This is a genomic window from Pseudomonas sp. TE3910, assembly GCF_056279025.1.
Window position 1 is genome coordinate 4,801,092 of the sequence record NZ_JBWBQN010000001.1, and the last position, 17,275, is coordinate 4,818,366.

General features: G+C 54.8%; 8 protein-coding genes, 5 tRNA genes, 3 rRNA genes and 1 riboswitch. Of the genes, 14 read left to right on the forward strand and 2 right to left on the reverse strand.

Annotated elements, in window-relative coordinates:
• Positions 1-9 precede the first annotated feature (9 nt).
• Positions 10-516: a 6,7-dimethyl-8-ribityllumazine synthase gene (locus tag ACZ9H3_RS21965; protein WP_065760749.1), complete on the reverse strand. Its 507-nt coding sequence runs from the start codon at positions 514-516 to the stop codon at positions 10-12.
• A gap of 94 nt (positions 517-610) precedes the next feature.
• Positions 611-761, reverse strand: a riboswitch (FMN riboswitch).
• A gap of 360 nt (positions 762-1,121) precedes the next feature.
• Between ACZ9H3_RS21965 and alaS the strand changes: the two genes are divergently transcribed.
• The 8 genes from alaS to mgtE all read left to right on the forward strand — a co-directional run bounded on the left by alaS (position 1,122) and on the right by mgtE (position 7,922).
• The gene (gene alaS, locus ACZ9H3_RS21970; protein WP_476222523.1) at positions 1,122-3,749 is read left to right on the forward strand and encodes an alanine--tRNA ligase; all 2,628 of its coding nucleotides are present in this window, start codon (positions 1,122-1,124) and stop codon (positions 3,747-3,749) included.
• Between the two features lie 83 nt (positions 3,750-3,832).
• Entirely contained in the window at positions 3,833-5,068 is a 1,236-nt protein-coding gene (locus ACZ9H3_RS21975; protein ID WP_065760751.1) for an aspartate kinase, read from the forward strand.
• Positions 5,069-5,254: 186 nt separating this feature from the next.
• The gene (gene csrA / locus ACZ9H3_RS21980; protein ID WP_009399024.1) at positions 5,255-5,443 is read left to right on the forward strand and encodes a carbon storage regulator CsrA; all 189 of its coding nucleotides are present in this window, start codon (positions 5,255-5,257) and stop codon (positions 5,441-5,443) included.
• A 71-nt stretch (positions 5,444-5,514) separates the two neighbouring features.
• Positions 5,515-5,605, forward strand: a tRNA-Ser gene (locus tag ACZ9H3_RS21985).
• Positions 5,606-5,714: 109 nt separating this feature from the next.
• Positions 5,715-5,791 (forward strand) — tRNA-Arg (locus tag ACZ9H3_RS21990).
• Between the two features lie 76 nt (positions 5,792-5,867).
• Positions 5,868-5,944 (forward strand) — tRNA-Arg (locus tag ACZ9H3_RS21995).
• A 77-nt stretch (positions 5,945-6,021) separates the two neighbouring features.
• Positions 6,022-6,098 (forward strand) — tRNA-Arg (locus tag ACZ9H3_RS22000).
• 381 nt (positions 6,099-6,479) lie between these two features.
• A complete protein-coding gene (mgtE, locus tag ACZ9H3_RS22005) occupies positions 6,480-7,922 on the forward strand; it encodes a magnesium transporter (protein ID WP_065761966.1) in 1,443 nt (480 codons plus the stop codon).
• A gap of 62 nt (positions 7,923-7,984) precedes the next feature.
• Here mgtE and ACZ9H3_RS22010 read toward each other — a convergent pair whose 3' ends face one another.
• Positions 7,985-8,311, reverse strand: a complete 327-nt coding sequence (locus tag ACZ9H3_RS22010) for an Arc family DNA-binding protein (protein WP_009681471.1) — start codon at positions 8,309-8,311, stop codon at positions 7,985-7,987.
• Positions 8,312-8,656: 345 nt separating this feature from the next.
• Between ACZ9H3_RS22010 and phnN the strand changes: the two genes are divergently transcribed.
• The 6 genes from phnN to ACZ9H3_RS22040 all read left to right on the forward strand — a co-directional run bounded on the left by phnN (position 8,657) and on the right by ACZ9H3_RS22040 (position 17,252).
• A complete protein-coding gene (gene phnN, locus ACZ9H3_RS22015) occupies positions 8,657-9,268 on the forward strand; it encodes a phosphonate metabolism protein/1,5-bisphosphokinase (PRPP-forming) PhnN (RefSeq protein WP_476222527.1) in 612 nt (203 codons plus the stop codon).
• A gap of 106 nt (positions 9,269-9,374) precedes the next feature.
• Positions 9,375-9,451, forward strand: a tRNA-Arg gene (locus ACZ9H3_RS22020).
• A gap of 415 nt (positions 9,452-9,866) precedes the next feature.
• Positions 9,867-11,403, forward strand: a 16S ribosomal RNA gene (locus ACZ9H3_RS22025).
• A 330-nt stretch (positions 11,404-11,733) separates the two neighbouring features.
• Positions 11,734-14,624, forward strand: a 23S ribosomal RNA gene (locus ACZ9H3_RS22030).
• Between the two features lie 137 nt (positions 14,625-14,761).
• Positions 14,762-14,877 (forward strand): 5S ribosomal RNA (rrf, locus tag ACZ9H3_RS22035).
• The 16S, 23S and 5S rRNA genes sit together here with 1 tRNA gene alongside, the layout of an rRNA operon.
• Positions 14,878-15,041: 164 nt before the next feature.
• Positions 15,042-17,252 (forward strand): LTA synthase family protein, encoded by a 2,211-nt coding sequence (locus tag ACZ9H3_RS22040; RefSeq protein ID WP_476222529.1) that lies wholly within the window; start codon positions 15,042-15,044, stop codon positions 17,250-17,252.
• Positions 17,253-17,275: the final 23 nt, after the last annotated feature.

Consider the following 17,275-nt stretch of genomic DNA (forward strand, 5'->3'; position numbering starts at 1 on the left):
GCGGGTGGATTATACGGCGCGTTTTTGCGGTACTTCGTTGCGGCGAAGCGCGCGCAGCTTCTGCAGGGTGTCGGCACAGGTCTTCGCGGCCTCGGCACCCTTCACCAGGAAGTGCTCGAAGTAGAAGGTCTGGTGTTCGTCGCCCGCGTGGAAGTGGTGCGGCGTCAGTACCACCGAGAACACCGGTACTTCGGTTTCCAGTTGAACCTGCATCAAGCCGCTGATCACCGACTGTGCCACGAATTCATGCCGGTACAGGCCACCATCGACCACCAGGCCTGCAGCCACAATGCCGGCATAGCGGCCTGTGCGTGCCAGCAGCTTGGCGTGCAGCGGGATTTCAAATGCGCCGCCGACTTCGAAAAAGTCGATGTCGCCGGGTTGATAGCCGTGATTGCCCATCTCTTCGACAAAGGCCTTGCGTGCCTGGTCGACAATATCCTTGTGCCAGCAGGCCTGAATGAACGCGATACGTTCCTGAGGATGGCTCTTGCTATCGATTGCAGTGGGTTGCATTAAAACGGACTCCTGTTTGTATGAGAAACAGGGCATCTGGATCGAAAGGGATAGTCGGCATGCAGCTAGGCAGCCGTAGGCACGCATGTGCCTATCCCGTTCTCTCTTTATCCGGACTATGACCGTCGGCCCCGGAATCACACCGGGTCTGCTGACCTTGCAGTGGTGCTGCAAGCGCTCGCGGGCTATGCGCATTCAGCGCAATTACCGCCGGTGGGGAATTGCGCCCCGCCCTGAGAACGTCGCCGTCAGCGGCTGACGGCAGCGGATTATTAGCACAGTTTTCCGGGAAACGTATAGCCTGCTAATGATATTGACGCCTATGAAAGACATTTCATCCGAGAACCCTTGCCAATTGGCGGGGCGATCCTCCGTAATGCCTTGTCAGTAGGGGAAATCAGGCTTTAGCATCCCGGGCATGCTTGGCGGAGGTAATTTTGCCGCTTTTGTTTGTCATTGCCGTTACAGGTTGTCCAATTGACGGCTTCTATCGCATAAACACACTGTACCCAGGCCTCAGGCCCGATATAATGCGGCCCTTTGCCGTCGTTTCGTCAATTTGACGCAAGCATTTGCCTCTGGCCGCCGTTTCCGTGGAAGAACCTATGAAAAGCGCAGAAATCCGTGAAGCCTTCCTTCGCTTCTTCGAAGAGCAGGGACATACCCGTGTCGCGTCCAGCTCTTTGATTCCGGGCAACGACCCGACCCTGCTGTTTACCAACGCCGGGATGAACCAGTTCAAGGACTGTTTCCTGGGCCAGGAAAAACGTGCCTATACCCGAGCTGTGAGCAGCCAGAAGTGCGTACGCGCCGGCGGCAAGCACAACGACCTGGAAAACGTCGGCTATACCGCACGCCACCACACGTTCTTTGAAATGCTGGGTAACTTCAGCTTTGGTGGTGACTATTTCAAGCGCGATGCAATCACCTTTGCCTGGAACTTCCTGACCTCGGAAAAATGGTTGAACCTGCCCAAGGAAAAACTGTGGGTAACGGTCTACGCCAGCGACGACGAAGCGTATGACATCTGGACCAAAGAGGTCGGTGTTCCGGCTGAGCGCATGGTTCGTATCGGTGACAACAAAGGGGCGCCATACGCGTCCGACAACTTCTGGACCATGGGCGATACCGGCCCGTGCGGTCCTTGCACCGAGATCTTCTACGATCACGGCCCGGAGATCTGGGGCGGCCCACCCGGCTCGCCGGAAGAAGATGGTGACCGTTACATCGAGATCTGGAACAACGTGTTCATGCAGTTCAACCGTACTGCTGACGGCGTCCTGCACCCGCTGCCTGCGCCGTCTGTTGATACCGGTATGGGCCTGGAGCGGATCAGTGCGGTCATGCAGCACGTTCACTCCAACTACGAGATCGACCTGTTCCAGAGCCTGCTTGCCGCATCGGCCAAGGCGATCGGTTGCAGCAACGACGCCCAGCCTTCACTCAAGGTTGTGGCCGACCATATTCGCTCCTGCGGGTTCCTGATCGCCGACGGTGTGTTGCCGTCCAACGAAGGTCGTGGCTATGTATTGCGGCGTATCATTCGTCGCGCCTGCCGTCACGGCAACAAGCTGGGCGCCAAGGGCAGTTTCTTCTACCAGATCGTGGCTGCGCTGGTGGCCGAGATGGGCGAGGCCTTCCCTGAGCTGAAGGTGCAGCAGGCGCATATCGAGCGCGTCCTCAAGGCGGAAGAAGAGCAGTTCGCCAAGACGCTCGAGCAGGGCTTGAAAATTCTCGAGCAGGACCTGGCTGAACTCAAAGGCAGCGTGGTACCTGGTGACGTGGTATTCAAACTCTACGACACCTACGGGTTCCCGATGGACCTGACGGGCGATATCGCTCGTGAGCGTAACCTGACCCTGGATGAGGCTGGCTTCGAGCGTGAGATGGATGCTCAGCGTGAGCGTGCGCGTTCTGCAAGCGCCTTTGGTCTGGACTACAACAGCCTGGTCAAGGTTGATGTAGCCACTGAGTTTACCGGCTACACCACCACCGAAGGCAATGCCACTGTCGTAGCCCTCTATAAAGATGGCCAGGCGGTTGAGCAGTTGGCTGAAGGCGAGCAGGGCGTTGTGATTCTGGATACAACCCCGTTCTATGCCGAGTCCGGTGGCCAGGTGGGTGACACCGGTTACCTGCTGGCCGGCAGTGCACGGTTTGATGTGCGTGATACCACCAAGACCGGTGGTGCGTTCCTGCATCATGGTCAGGTTGCCAGCGGCAGCCTGAAGGTCGGGGAGCAGGTTCAGGCTCAGGTCGATGCCGATGTGCAGCATGCCACCTCGTTGAACCACTCCGCGACGCACTTGCTGCATGCAGCGCTGCGTCAGGTGCTCGGTGATCACGTACAACAGAAAGGCTCGCTGGTTGATAGCCAGCGCCTGCGTTTCGACTTCAGCCACTTCGAAGCGCTCAAACCTGAGCAGCTCAAGGCGTTGGAAGACATCGTCAACCGCGAAGTGCGCAACAACTCCGAGGTGCAAACCGAAGAGACCGATATCGACACCGCCAAGAAGAAGGGCGCCATGGCGCTGTTCGGCGAGAAGTATGGCGACAGCGTGCGGGTGCTGAGCATGGGCGGCGATTTCTCCGTCGAACTGTGCGGCGGTATCCACGCCAAGCGTACCGGCGATATCGGCCTGCTCAAGATCATTAGCGAAGGTGGCGTAGCCTCCGGTGTGCGTCGTATCGAGGCGGTCACCGGTGCTGCTGCGCTGGCTTACCTGAACGCCGCCGAAGAGCAGCTCAAGGAAGCCGCGCAACTGGTCAAGGGCAGTCGTGACAACCTGATCGACAAGCTCTCGGCTGTGCTTGAGCGAAACCGTCAGCTGGAAAAGCAACTGGAGCAGTTGCAGGCCAAGGCCGCCAGTGCTGCGGGCGACGACCTGTCGAGCGCAGCCGTCGACGTCAAGGGCGTCAAGGTGCTGGCTGCGCGTCTTGATGGCCAGGATGGCAAGGCGCTGCTGGCGCTGGTCGATCAGTTGAAGAACAAACTCGGCCGCGCAGTGATCCTGCTCGGCAGTGTCTATGAGGACAAGGTCGTACTGGTAGCGGGTGTGACCAAGGACCTGACTGGCCAACTCAAAGCCGGTGATTTGATGAAGCAAGCCGCTGCGGCGGTGGGCGGCAAAGGGGGTGGGCGTCCGGACATGGCGCAAGGCGGCGGTGTCGACGCTGCTGCGCTGGACGGCGCACTGGCCCTGACCGTGCCATTCGTAGAGCAGGGCGTCTAAGACGCGAAGCGGCCCGTCGTCTAGTGGCGGGCTGTTGATTGATTGTTTATTGGGTGCCCTTCACGGGCTGAGGCGGCTTTGAAATGGCGTTGATCGTACAGAAATTTGGCGGTACCTCGGTCGGCACAGTCGAGCGAATCGAGCAGGTTGCCGAGAAGGTCAAGAAATTCCGCGAAGCCGGCGATGATCTGGTGGTTGTACTCTCGGCGATGAGCGGCGAAACCAATCGCCTGATCGATCTGGCCAAGCAGATCAGCGATCAGCCGGTTCCGCGTGAACTGGATGTGATCGTCTCCACGGGTGAGCAGGTGACCATTGCCTTGCTGGCCATGGCACTGATGAAGCGCGGCATTCCTGCCGTGTCTTACACCGGTAACCAGGTGCGGATCCTCACTGACAGCGCGCATAACAAGGCGCGCATCCTGCAAATCGATGATCAGAAGATTCGTGCCGACCTCAAGGCTGGCCGTGTCGTTGTGGTTGCTGGTTTCCAGGGTGTCGATGAGCACGGCAACATCACCACCCTCGGGCGTGGTGGTTCCGATACCACTGGCGTGGCCCTGGCGGCTGCACTGAAGGCTGATGAGTGCCAGATCTACACCGACGTCGATGGTGTCTACACCACTGACCCGCGTGTAGTGTCCCAGGCTCAGCGGCTGGACAAGATCACCTTCGAAGAGATGCTGGAAATGGCCAGTCTCGGTTCCAAGGTGCTGCAGATCCGTGCCGTCGAGTTCGCCGGCAAGTACAACGTCCCGCTGCGCGTGCTGCACAGCTTTCAGGAGGGTCCGGGTACCCTCATTACTATTGATGAAGAGGAATCCATGGAACAGCCGATCATTTCCGGCATCGCCTTCAATCGCGATGAAGCCAAGCTGACCATTCGCGGCGTACCTGATACCCCAGGCGTTGCTTTCAAGATCCTCGGTCCTATCAGTGCCGCGAACATTGAAGTCGACATGATCGTGCAGAACGTCTCGCACGATAACACCACCGACTTTACCTTTACCGTGCACCGTAATGACTATGCCAAGGCGCAGCAGGTGCTGGAAAACACGGCCCGTGAAATCGGCGCCCGTGAGGTAGTCGGTGATACCAAGATCGCCAAGGTGTCCATCGTCGGTGTCGGTATGCGTTCGCACGCCGGTGTTGCGAGCCGCATGTTCGAAGCGCTGGCAAAGGAGAGCATCAACATTCAGATGATCTCCACTTCCGAGATCAAGGTCTCTGTAGTTATTGAAGAGAAGTACCTGGAACTGGCTGTGCGTGCACTGCACACGGCCTTCGAGCTGGACGCCCCCGCCCGCCAGGGTGAGTAAGGCTCCTGCCTAAAAAGGGCGCGGCATGGCCGCGCCCTTCGTTTTTTTGACTGGCGTGAGAAATCTGTCCTTTTACTTGCGCTGGTCAATACTGAGGCGTAGGTCGGCAGCCAGTCCCGGTTGTAGGCTGAAGCCCTCTTTTTTGCAGACTGTTATCCCTGAACTGAAATGCGTGAGGAGAAAGGTATGTTGATTCTGACTCGTCGGTGCGCCGAGAGCCTGATCATTGGCGATGGCGAAATCACCGTGACCGTGCTCGGCGTCAAAGGAAATCAAGTGCGAATCGGTGTGAATGCCCCCAAGGAAGTGGCCGTTCACCGTGAGGAAATCTACCTTCGGATCAAGAAAGAGAAGGACGAAGAACCAACCCTTTAATTTTTCTCAGTTTTTTTCAAAAAAGAGTTTGCAAACGGGGAAGGGTCTGGTTATTATACGCCCCGTGTTGCGGAGAGGTGGCCGAGTGGCCGAAGGCGCTCCCCTGCTAAGGGAGTATACCTCACAAGGGTATCGGGGGTTCGAATCCCCCCTTCTCCGCCATTATTCAAGTAGGGCGCTGTAATCTGGATGAATCGCTAAGTCGTTGAATTTAAACGAAAAAGTGGTTGTCAAAATGATTCTGCGAACTATAATGCGCTGCAAGAATACTGCACTCATAGCTCAGCTGGATAGAGTACTCGGCTACGAACCGAGCGGTCGGAGGTTCGAATCCTCCTGAGTGCACCATGTTCCGAAGTCGCTTTAATTTGTTGAAGTGGTTTCAGAATAAGCCAGTGGTAATCTGGTCTAAAAATACCAACCTGCACTCATAGCTCAGCTGGATAGAGTACTCGGCTACGAACCGAGCGGTCGGAGGTTCGAATCCTCCTGAGTGCACCATATTCAGAAATCGACTTCAGTCAATGAGGCGGTTTCAGTCTAAAGCCAGTGGTGATCTGGTCTAAAAATACCAACCTGCACTCATAGCTCAGCTGGATAGAGTACTCGGCTACGAACCGAGCGGTCGGAGGTTCGAATCCTCCTGAGTGCACCATATATCAGAAAGCCCGCATTTTATGCGGGCTTTTTGTTTTCCACGAAATTAATTTTCTCGTAAAGCGCAATGACTAGATTGTCAGTTAGTGCGCCATCTTCTTGTGCTGATATCCCGGGCGATGTGCTTTTCTCTGTGGCAGTGCCGTCGTATTAGTGTGTCTGGATGCGGTCGAGCTTTATGTTGCAAGCGACTGTTCTGGTCAAGATTTTAAGCGCTTCGATTGTTCAAGCAGTGTATGATTGCGCCCGTCAGCCCCGCCGGGGCTTGTGGAATACCACCATGGACTTACCCAGTAGTTACTCAATAGCTGATTTTGCCAATCACGATCTGACTGATTGATCCTCCCGGCGTGCTCCCTGCTGGGAGTGGAGTTCGCCTATGACTGAAATCGAAGTAAAAAAGACCCAAGATAGCCTGCAGGATCGCCTGGCCCAGGTGGTTGAGCTGTTGCAGCGCCAGCGTGTTGTTGAAGACCTCACGCATCGCCAGGAAGGTCATCATCATGACCTGGTTGAAAACCTGGTTCATCGACAGAATCTGGTCGAGCTGCAGCGCAAGCTCGACGATCTGCACTCTGCCGACGTCGCCTATATTCTCGAAGCGTTACCGCTCGATGACCGATTGACCGTTTGGCAGTTGGTCAAGGCTGAGCGTGACGGCGACATCCTGCTCGAAGTGTCTGACTCGGTTCGAGAAACCCTGATCGCCGACATGGACGATCATGAGCTCCTGGCTGCGGCCAAGGAGATGGATGCTGACGAACTGGCAGACCTTGCCCCAGAGTTGCCGCGCGACGTCGTTCACGAGCTCATGGAGAGCCTGGATGCTCAGCAGCGTGAGCGTGTGCGTTCTGCCCTGAGCTATGACGAGGACCAGGTCGGTGCGCTGATGGACTTCGAGATGGTGACCATTCGTGAGGATGTCAGCCTTGAAGTGGTGTTGCGTTACCTGCGTCGCCTGAAAGAGTTGCCGGGGCATACCGACAAGCTTTTCGTGGTCGATTATGACGGTATCCTCAAAGGCGTCTTGCCGATCAAGCGTCTGTTGGTCAATGACCCGGAGAAAAAGGTTTCCGAGGTCATGGCCAGCGATCCGGTGACCTTCCACCCCGAGGAAGACGCTTACGATGCGGCCCTGGCATTTGAGCGCTATGACTTGATCTCTGGCCCAGTCGTTGACAAAAACGATCGCCTGATTGGTCGTCTGACCATTGATGAAATGGTTGACCTTATTCGGGAGGAAAGCGAAAGCGAAGTCCTGAGCATGGCGGGTCTGCGCGAAGAGGAAGATATCTTTGCTTCGGTCTGGCGCTCGCTGCGTAACCGTTGGGCCTGGTTGGCGATCAACCTGATTACTGCATTCGTGGCCTCTCGTGTGATTGGCCTGTTTGAGGGGTCGATCGAAAAACTGGTGGCGTTGGCAGCCTTGATGCCGATCGTGGCGGGTATTGGTGGTAACTCCGGTAACCAGACGATCACCATGATTGTTCGCGCTATGGCGCTTGATCAGGTGAGCCCAGGGAATACGTCGCGGCTAATGCGTAAGGAACTGGCGGTTGCCCTGATCAACGGCCTTATTTGGGGTGGTGTGATAGGTATCGTGGCGTTCCTGCTTTACCACAGCTGGTCGCTGGGTGTGGTGATGACTGCTGCAATGACCCTGAACCTGTTGCTTGCTGCGCTGATGGGTGTGCTGATTCCGATGACCCTGGTGCGTATGGGGCGTGATCCGGCAATGGGCTCCAGCGTGATGATCACGGCTGTAACCGACAGCGGTGGTTTCTTCATCTTTCTGGGGCTTGCCACGATCTTTCTGCTGTAAGTGTGTTTGGCTCAGGCACAAAAAAGCCCGCAATGATGCGGGCTTTTTTGTGTGTGCGTGATTCAGGAAGCATCAGCTGCCATTTCTGCATCATGGGCGATCAGCGCGACCAGTGCATTCTGTTGGCGGTGGGAGAGCTGGCGAAAGCGTTGCAGTAGTTCGCGTTCGTGCAGGGACAGTTCAGGGCTGTCCAGGCGCATGCTTAGCTCATCACCCAGAGCTCCTTCCTGGATCAGACTTTGCTCCAGGCGAGCGATGATTTCAGAGTTCATGCTGCGATGGTGGTTGCGCGCAACCTCAGCAATGCGCTCACGCATTCCGTCGGGCAGGCGGACGACGAATTTGTCTGCGGTGCGGCTTGAGTAGATAGCCTGTTTCATTGGGCGCATATAATTGACCGGTTTTAGTTCAGGGGAAGCGGTTCTTGAAATTGGCCGCACGGTGACGTTACGACCACTGTTGGGGCCAAATGTTCAACCTGAATTGCGAATGAGGCGCTTATGATGCCTCACAATCGCCGGTTCCTTGGCGTCAATTCTGTGACAAATAATGAGCTGGATAAAGGCTATTTGCCAGTACCAATTATCAGAAATGCGTACTGGTTTTGAAAGTTTTCATTTTTTCGCTTATCCGTTTGAGTGATAGCTTTCTCCTCGCACCGGCAAATGGCAAGAATGGCGCGGTAGAAAACTCTAAAATTTGCGTGGTTTCCTTAACTTAAGAGCATAGTGGCTATGCAGCATGACGCAAGTGACGATTGCTTGACAGTCCAGACGGTCAAGGCCGGCCGATTGATCTACCTCATGGGGGCTTCAGGGGCCGGCAAGGACAGCCTGATCGATGCGGCTCGTCCTGTGCTTCAAGGGCGGGGCGTAATGATCGCACGGCGTGTGATTACCCGGGCGGTGGAGGCCAAGGGGGAGGACGCTCATGGGGTTACCTGGCAGCAGTTTGAGTTGCTTCGTGATCAGAGGGCGTTTGCGCTGCATTGGCAGGCTAACGGATTGTCCTACGGTATTCCGGCGCAGATCGATGCCTGGCTGGAAGAGGGGCGGCACGTGCTGGTCAATGGTTCCCGGGCCCACTTGGTTGAGGCCCGCAGGCGCTACCCGAGCTTGTTGCCAATCTTGCTGACCGTTGATGCCAGAGTGCTGCGTGCGCGTTTGCTTGGGCGCGCGCGCGAAAGTCTTGATGACATCGAGCGTCGTCTGGAGCGTGCCCGTGCCTTGGCTTGTGTCGAGGATCGCTCGGTGCGTGTTCTGGATAACTCCGGTGAGTTGCTTGATACCGTTTCGCGCTTGTTGATACTGCTGGGCGAGGAGGGGGTGTTGGCTGCGAAGGCGTAAATAAAGCCTACAGCTAAAAACCCCTACGGATGACATGACAAATGTCGGTGTGCTGGGTAACATGCTCGCCGACTTGCGCTGCGCAGCATTCGCTGCCGGTTTCTGCGTCTCAGTAGCTCAATTGGATAGAGCATCCCCCTCCTAAGGGGAAGGTTGGCAGTTCGAACCTGCCCTGGGACACCATATGCCTCAACGTAGCCTGGAATGATCACGACCGTCTCTGGCAGGTGCCCTGCAGGGAGGCTGTATTGAGAGGCATGTTTCGGTCGGTTTGTTGATGTGAGCTGCTGCTTATATATGGCTAGGGTGAGCAGGGCTTGTTAAGCATTTGAAGCCTAAAGAGAAAATCTGAAAAAACTCGAAATAATTGCTTGACGGGTGCTTCGAAAAGCGTAGAATGCGCGCCATCGGTTGAGACGAAAAGCTCTTAACCAACCGCTCTTTAACAATCGAATCAAGCAATTCGTGTGGGTGCTTGTGAAATCAGACTGATAGTCAAAAAGATTATCAGCATCACAAGTGACTACACGAGAAATCGAAATAGTCATTTGAGATTGCTGAGCCAAGTTTAGGGTTTTCTCAAAACCCAAGCAGTATTGAACTGAAGAGTTTGATCATGGCTCAGATTGAACGCTGGCGGCAGGCCTAACACATGCAAGTCGAGCGGATGACGGGAGCTTGCTCCTTGATTCAGCGGCGGACGGGTGAGTAATACCTAGGAATCTGCCTGATAGTGGGGGACAACGTTTCGAAAGGAGCGCTAATACCGCATACGTCCTACGGGAGAAAGCAGGGGACCTTCGGGCCTTGCGCTATCAGATGAGCCTAGGTCGGATTAGCTAGTTGGTGAGGTAATGGCTCACCAAGGCGACGATCCGTAACTGGTCTGAGAGGATGATCAGTCACACTGGAACTGAGACACGGTCCAGACTCCTACGGGAGGCAGCAGTGGGGAATATTGGACAATGGGCGAAAGCCTGATCCAGCCATGCCGCGTGTGTGAAGAAGGTCTTCGGATTGTAAAGCACTTTAAGTTGGGAGGAAGGGCAGTAAGCTAATACCTTGCTGTTTTGACGTTACCGACAGAATAAGCACCGGCTAACTCTGTGCCAGCAGCCGCGGTAATACAGAGGGTGCAAGCGTTAATCGGAATTACTGGGCGTAAAGCGCGCGTAGGTGGTTCGTTAAGTTGGATGTGAAATCCCCGGGCTCAACCTGGGAACTGCATCCAAAACTGGCGAGCTAGAGTAGGGCAGAGGGTGGTGGAATTTCCTGTGTAGCGGTGAAATGCGTAGATATAGGAAGGAACACCAGTGGCGAAGGCGACCACCTGGGCTCATACTGACACTGAGGTGCGAAAGCGTGGGGAGCAAACAGGATTAGATACCCTGGTAGTCCACGCCGTAAACGATGTCAACTAGCCGTTGGAATCCTTGAGATTTTAGTGGCGCAGCTAACGCATTAAGTTGACCGCCTGGGGAGTACGGCCGCAAGGTTAAAACTCAAATGAATTGACGGGGGCCCGCACAAGCGGTGGAGCATGTGGTTTAATTCGAAGCAACGCGAAGAACCTTACCAGGCCTTGACATCCAATGAACTTTCCAGAGATGGATTGGTGCCTTCGGGAACATTGAGACAGGTGCTGCATGGCTGTCGTCAGCTCGTGTCGTGAGATGTTGGGTTAAGTCCCGTAACGAGCGCAACCCTTGTCCTTAGTTACCAGCACGTTATGGTGGGCACTCTAAGGAGACTGCCGGTGACAAACCGGAGGAAGGTGGGGATGACGTCAAGTCATCATGGCCCTTACGGCCTGGGCTACACACGTGCTACAATGGTCGGTACAGAGGGTTGCCAAGCCGCGAGGTGGAGCTAATCTCACAAAACCGATCGTAGTCCGGATCGCAGTCTGCAACTCGACTGCGTGAAGTCGGAATCGCTAGTAATCGCGAATCAGAATGTCGCGGTGAATACGTTCCCGGGCCTTGTACACACCGCCCGTCACACCATGGGAGTGGGTTGCACCAGAAGTAGCTAGTCTAACCTTCGGGGGGACGGTTACCACGGTGTGATTCATGACTGGGGTGAAGTCGTAACAAGGTAGCCGTAGGGGAACCTGCGGCTGGATCACCTCCTTAATCGACGACATCAGCTGCTTCATAAGCTCCCACACGAATTGCTTGATTCATTGAAGAAGACGAGAAAGCCGGTTTCCTGATTAGGAAACGCGGTTACCTAGTCTGTCAAAGCTTAGAAATGAATATTCGCGTCGAATATTGATTTCTGAACTTTTTCAGAATCGTTCTTTAAAAATTTGGGTATGTGATAGAAATAGACTGAATAGCACTTTCACTGGTGTTTATTCAGGCTAAGGTAAAATTTGTGAGTGTCTCTTAAGTCTTTAAGAGTATTGCGAATTTTCGGCGAATGTCGTCTTCACAGTATAACCAGATTGCTTGGGGTTATATGGTCAAGTGAAGAAGCGCATACGGTGGATGCCTTGGCAGTCAGAGGCGATGAAAGACGTGGTAGCCTGCGATAAGCTTCGGGGAGTCGGCAAACAGACTTTGATCCGGAGATCTCTGAATGGGGGAACCCACCTAGGATAACCTAGGTATCTTGTACTGAATACATAGGTGCAAGAGGCGAACCAGGGGAACTGAAACATCTAAGTACCCTGAGGAAAAGAAATCAACCGAGATTCCCTTAGTAGTGGCGAGCGAACGGGGACTAGCCCTTAAGTTGATTTGAGATTAGCGGAACGCTCTGGAAAGTGCGGCCATAGTGGGTGATAGCCCTGTACGCGAAAATCTCTTATCAATGAAATCGAGTAGGACGGAGCACGAGAAACTTTGTCTGAATATGGGGGGACCATCCTCCAAGGCTAAATACTACTGACTGACCGATAGTGAACTAGTACCGTGAGGGAAAGGCGAAAAGAACCCCGGAGAGGGGAGTGAAATAGATCCTGAAACCGTATGCGTACAAGCAGTGGGAGCCTACTTTGTTAGGTGACTGCGTACCTTTTGTATAATGGGTCAGCGACTTATATTCAGTGGCGAGCTTAACCGAATAGGGGAGGCGTAGCGAAAGCGAGTCTTAATAGGGCGTTTAGTCGCTGGGTATAGACCCGAAACCGGGCGATCTATCCATGGGCAGGTTGAAGGTTAGGTAACACTGACTGGAGGACCGAACCGACTACCGTTGAAAAGTTAGCGGATGACCTGTGGATCGGAGTGAAAGGCTAATCAAGCTCGGAGATAGCTGGTTCTCCTCGAAAGCTATTTAGGTAGCGCCTCATGTATCACTGTAGGGGGTAGAGCACTGTTTCGGCTAGGGGGTCATCCCGACTTACCAAACCGATGCAAACTCCGAATACCTACAAGTGCCGAGCATGGGAGACACACGGCGGGTGCTAACGTCCGTCGTGAAAAGGGAAACAACCCAGACCGTCAGCTAAGGTCCCAAAGTCATGGTTAAGTGGGAAACGATGTGGGAAGGCTTAGACAGCTAGGAGGTTGGCTTAGAAGCAGCCACCCTTTAAAGAAAGCGTAATAGCTCACTAGTCGAGTCGGCCTGCGCGGAAGATGTAACGGGGCTCAAACCATGCACCGAAGCTACGGGTGTCACTTAGGTGACGCGGTAGAGGAGCGTTCTGTAAGCCTGTGAAGGTGAGTTGAGAAGCTTGCTGGAGGTATCAGAAGTGCGAATGCTGACATGAGTAACGACAATGGGAGTGAAAAACTCCCACGCCGAAAGACCAAGGTTTCCTGCGCAACGTTAATCGACGCAGGGTTAGTCGGTCCCTAAGGCGAGGCTGAAAAGCGTAGTCGATGGAAAACAGGTTAATATTCCTGTACTTCTGGTTATTGCGATGGAGGGACGGAGAAGGCTAGGCCAGCTTGGCGTTGGTTGTCCAAGTTTAAGGTGGTAGGCTGAGATCTTAGGTAAATCCGGGATCTTAAGGCCGAGAGCTGATGACGAGTGCTCTTTAGAGCGCGAAGTGGTTGATGCCATGCTTCCAAGAAAAGCTTCTAAGCTTCAGATAACCAGGAACCGTACCCCAAACCGACACAGGTGGTTGGGTAGAGAATACCAAGGCGCTTGAGAGAACTCGGGTGAAGGAACTAGGCAAAATGGCACCGTAACTTCGGGAGAAGGTGCGCCGGTGAGGGTGAAGGACTTGCTCCGTAAGCCCATGCCGGTCGAAGATACCAGGCCGCTGCGACTGTTTATTAAAAACACAGCACTCTGCAAACACGAAAGTGGACGTATAGGGTGTGACGCCTGCCCGGTGCCGGAAGGTTAATTGATGGGGTTAGCTAACGCGAAGCTCTTGATCGAAGCCCCGGTAAACGGCGGCCGTAACTATAACGGTCCTAAGGTAGCGAAATTCCTTGTCGGGTAAGTTCCGACCTGCACGAATGGCGTAACGATGGCGGCGCTGTCTCCACCCGAGACTCAGTGAAATTGAAATCGCTGTGAAGATGCAGTGTATCCGCGGCTAGACGGAAAGACCCCGTGAACCTTTACTATAGCTTTGCACTGGACTTTGAATTTGCTTGTGTAGGATAGGTGGGAGGCTTTGAAGCGTGGACGCCAGTTCGCGTGGAGCCATCCTTGAAATACCACCCTGGCAACTTTGAGGTTCTAACTCAGGTCCGTCATCCGGATCGAGGACAGTGTATGGTGGGTAGTTTGACTGGGGCGGTCTCCTCCTAAAGAGTAACGGAGGAGTACGAAGGTGCGCTCAGACCGGTCGGAAATCGGTCGTAGAGTATAAAGGCAAAAGCGCGCTTGACTGCGAGACAGACACGTCGAGCAGGTACGAAAGTAGGTCTTAGTGATCCGGTGGTTCTGTATGGAAGGGCCATCGCTCAACGGATAAAAGGTACTCCGGGGATAACAGGCTGATACCGCCCAAGAGTTCATATCGACGGCGGTGTTTGGCACCTCGATGTCGGCTCATCACATCCTGGGGCTGAAGCCGGTCCCAAGGGTATGGCTGTTCGCCATTTAAAGTGGTACGCGAGCTGGGTTTAGAACGTCGTGAGACAGTTCGGTCCCTATCTGCCGTGGACGTTTGAGATTTGAGAGGGGCTGCTCCTAGTACGAGAGGACCGGAGTGGACGAACCTCTGGTGTTCCGGTTGTCACGCCAGTGGCATTGCCGGGTAGCTATGTTCGGAAGAGATAACCGCTGAAAGCATCTAAGCGGGAAACTTGCCTCAAGATGAGATCTCACTGGAGCCTTGAGCTCCCTGAAGGGCCGTCGAAGACTACGACGTTGATAGGTTGGGTGTGTAAGTGCTGTGAGGCATTGAGCTAACCAATACTAATTGCCCGTGAGGCTTGACCATATAACACCCAAGCAATTTGCGTCGAAATGACCAGATTGCGGTGTTGTGAAGACGAAACGAACCGAAAGTTTGCGACTCACAACTATCACATACCCGATTTGCTGGAGCGTCGAAAGACGGTCTGGTACACAGAATTTCTTGACGACCATAGAGCATTGGAACCACCTGATCCCATCCCGAACTCAGCAGTGAAACGATGCATCGCCGATGGTAGTGTGGGGTTTCCCCATGTGAGAGTAGGTCATCGTCAAGATTAAATTCCGAAACCCCTATCTGCGCATGCAGGTAGGGGTTTTGTCTTTCTGGCCTGGAAACGTCGCCAGTGATGCCGCCTCCTGTAGTTGCTCCCCCTTTCTTGCCTTTCGCTTGGTACCATTCAGCACATGTTTATGACGCTTTGATGGCTGGAAGGTTTTTGTGAATGTTATACGTCGCTGGCTACAGCACCCGCATGCTCGTCTAACTGCTCTGGTCGGACTGGTGCTGCTCATGCCGTTGTGCCTGCGTGCAGCGTTAGGTTGGTCTGATGTATTTGGATACCTGTCCGACATGGCCATCGGCAGTCTACTCATTGTGTTGCTGCATCAGCGACCGTGGTGGTTGGCGCTTCCGGTGTTGCTGGTGTGGAGCCTGTTGACACTGGCTGCTGCCGAGCTGGTCAGTGCAGTGGGGCGGCTGCCGAACATTACAGACCTGCACTACCTGGTCGATCCTCAGTTCCTGGAGAATTCCACCGGAGGCGGTTTCGCTCAACCCTGGCTTGCTGCCGCGTTGTTGATCGGCCTTACGGTATGGCTCATCACCCAATGGGCAGCACCTTCGGCGTTGTCCCCTCGTTGGTCTGGCAAAGCCTGGGCTGCACCAGTATTGCTATTGGTTACCCACTGGGGGGGACAGCACCTGCATGCCTCCGATGCAGACCAATGGCATCTGTTCAATCTGCCGCATCAGCTTTTGGCTGCCAGTGCTGGTGATCTTCAGACGCGAGCGCAAGAGTGGTGGGAGGGCGACGTTACCGAGGTTGCTCCCCAGATGGCAGGGCTTACGCAGTTGGATCTGAATGGCGAAAGGTTGCTGCCAGCCGCGGGGCGCGCACGCAACGTGCTGATTATCGCGCTGGAAGGTATTCCTGGCGCCTATGTTGGGGTCAATCGTCAGGCGTTGCACAGCCGCTATCAGGAAAACCTGATGCCTAATTTGACGCGCTGGTCAGAGCGCGGCATGAACACGCCGGACTATGTGCTGCACAGCCACCAGACGATTCGGGGTCTGTACGCCATGCTGTGCGGTGATTACGACAAGCTCGACAATGGTACGCCGAAGGGAGTCGAGATGCTGACTCAGAGCGAGCGTAACCAGGCGTGCCTGCCTGCTCAGCTACGCAAGCACGGTTTTGCCACGCACTACCTGCAAGGTGCAGGTCTGCGTTTCATGGCTAAAGACAAGATCATGCCGCATATCGGCTTCGAGACTACGCTGGGCCTCGATTGGTTTACCAACGCCTCGTACCTGGATTTTCCTTGGGGTAAGGATGACAAGGCGTTTTTCGAGGGCGCACTGGATTACGTTGGGCAGTTACAGAAACAGCCGAAGCCCTGGATGCTCACCCTGCTGACCGTTGGTACGCACCAGCCGTACTCCGCTCCCGAGGATTACCTACAGCGTTATGACACACCCAAGCAGGCTGCCGTAGGTTATCTGGATGATGCGCTTGGGCAGTTCCTCGCGGGCCTGGAGCGCCAAGGCATCTTGAAAGACACACTGGTGGTTATCACCTCGGACGAATCCCACGGTATCGATGGGGTGCGGCTGGCTTCATCCTGGGGGTTCAACCTGATGCTGGCACCTGAACAGGAGCAACTGCCCAAGGTGAACACCGGGGTTTATGGGCATGTCGACCTGAGTGCCTCGATACTCGACTATTTTGCGTTGCCTGTACCGGAGGCCCTGAGTGGTCGTTCGCTGTTTCGAAACTATGAGACGGGTCGTGAGATCATGTCATTCACTAATGGCAAGCTGCGTTATCACGATGGCCAGGGGACGTTGACCGAGTGCGATTTTCAACAACGCTGCCGCTACTACGCCAGCCCAGGCTTCATTGTGGATCGGGTAACCTTACTCGGACAATATGGCGGCCAGCGTGCACGACAGATCGCGGCACGGGCTGCTGCCCTGGATCAGACGTTGCTGCGCACGCCATTGAATCAGCACTACCAGTTCGGCAGTGCAGCCATCATCCCGCTTAAAGCACAGATCGACGATGATTGGGCAGATAACCTGATCGGTGCCCAGTATCTGGAAATGCCGAAGGGGTCACATACGCGTGTGCGCCTGACTGTGCGCTCTGCGGACCCACAGCACAACGCCTACATCCTGCTCAAGGCCAAGCAGTTGGAGCAGGATGTGCCACTGGCGCTGCCTGCGGAAATGCTCGTTACACCGGATCAACCGCTGGAGATGGATTTCAGTTTCTACAACCCGGAACCGCGCAAGGCATTTTCCTTCCATCTTCTGGGTTACGGGCAGGGGGCTGTTGAGGTGAGCGACTTCACTGTTGTCACTGAGTCAACGGCGCAGCAGGAGGGGCTGGATGAGGTTTCGGAGGAGAGCATTGCTCAATCCAGCTAGACCTTGCCACCTGCAGGCGGGAG

Excerpts from the sequence above, each read along its gene's own strand:
- alaS (WP_476222523.1), top strand. The coding sequence starts at position 1,122 with ATGAAAAGCGCAGAAATCCGTGAAGCCTTCCTTCGCTTCTTCGAAGAG.
- ACZ9H3_RS22010 (WP_009681471.1), bottom strand. The coding sequence starts at position 8,311 with ATGCGCCCAATGAAACAGGCTATCTACTCAAGCCGCACCGCAGACAAA.
- mgtE (WP_065761966.1), top strand. The coding sequence starts at position 6,480 with ATGACTGAAATCGAAGTAAAAAAGACCCAAGATAGCCTGCAGGATCGC.
- ACZ9H3_RS21975 (WP_065760751.1), top strand. The coding sequence starts at position 3,833 with ATGGCGTTGATCGTACAGAAATTTGGCGGTACCTCGGTCGGCACAGTC.
- csrA (WP_009399024.1), top strand. The coding sequence starts at position 5,255 with ATGTTGATTCTGACTCGTCGGTGCGCCGAGAGCCTGATCATTGGCGAT.
- ACZ9H3_RS21965 (WP_065760749.1), bottom strand. The coding sequence starts at position 516 with ATGCAACCCACTGCAATCGATAGCAAGAGCCATCCTCAGGAACGTATC.
- phnN (WP_476222527.1), top strand. The coding sequence starts at position 8,657 with ATGCAGCATGACGCAAGTGACGATTGCTTGACAGTCCAGACGGTCAAG.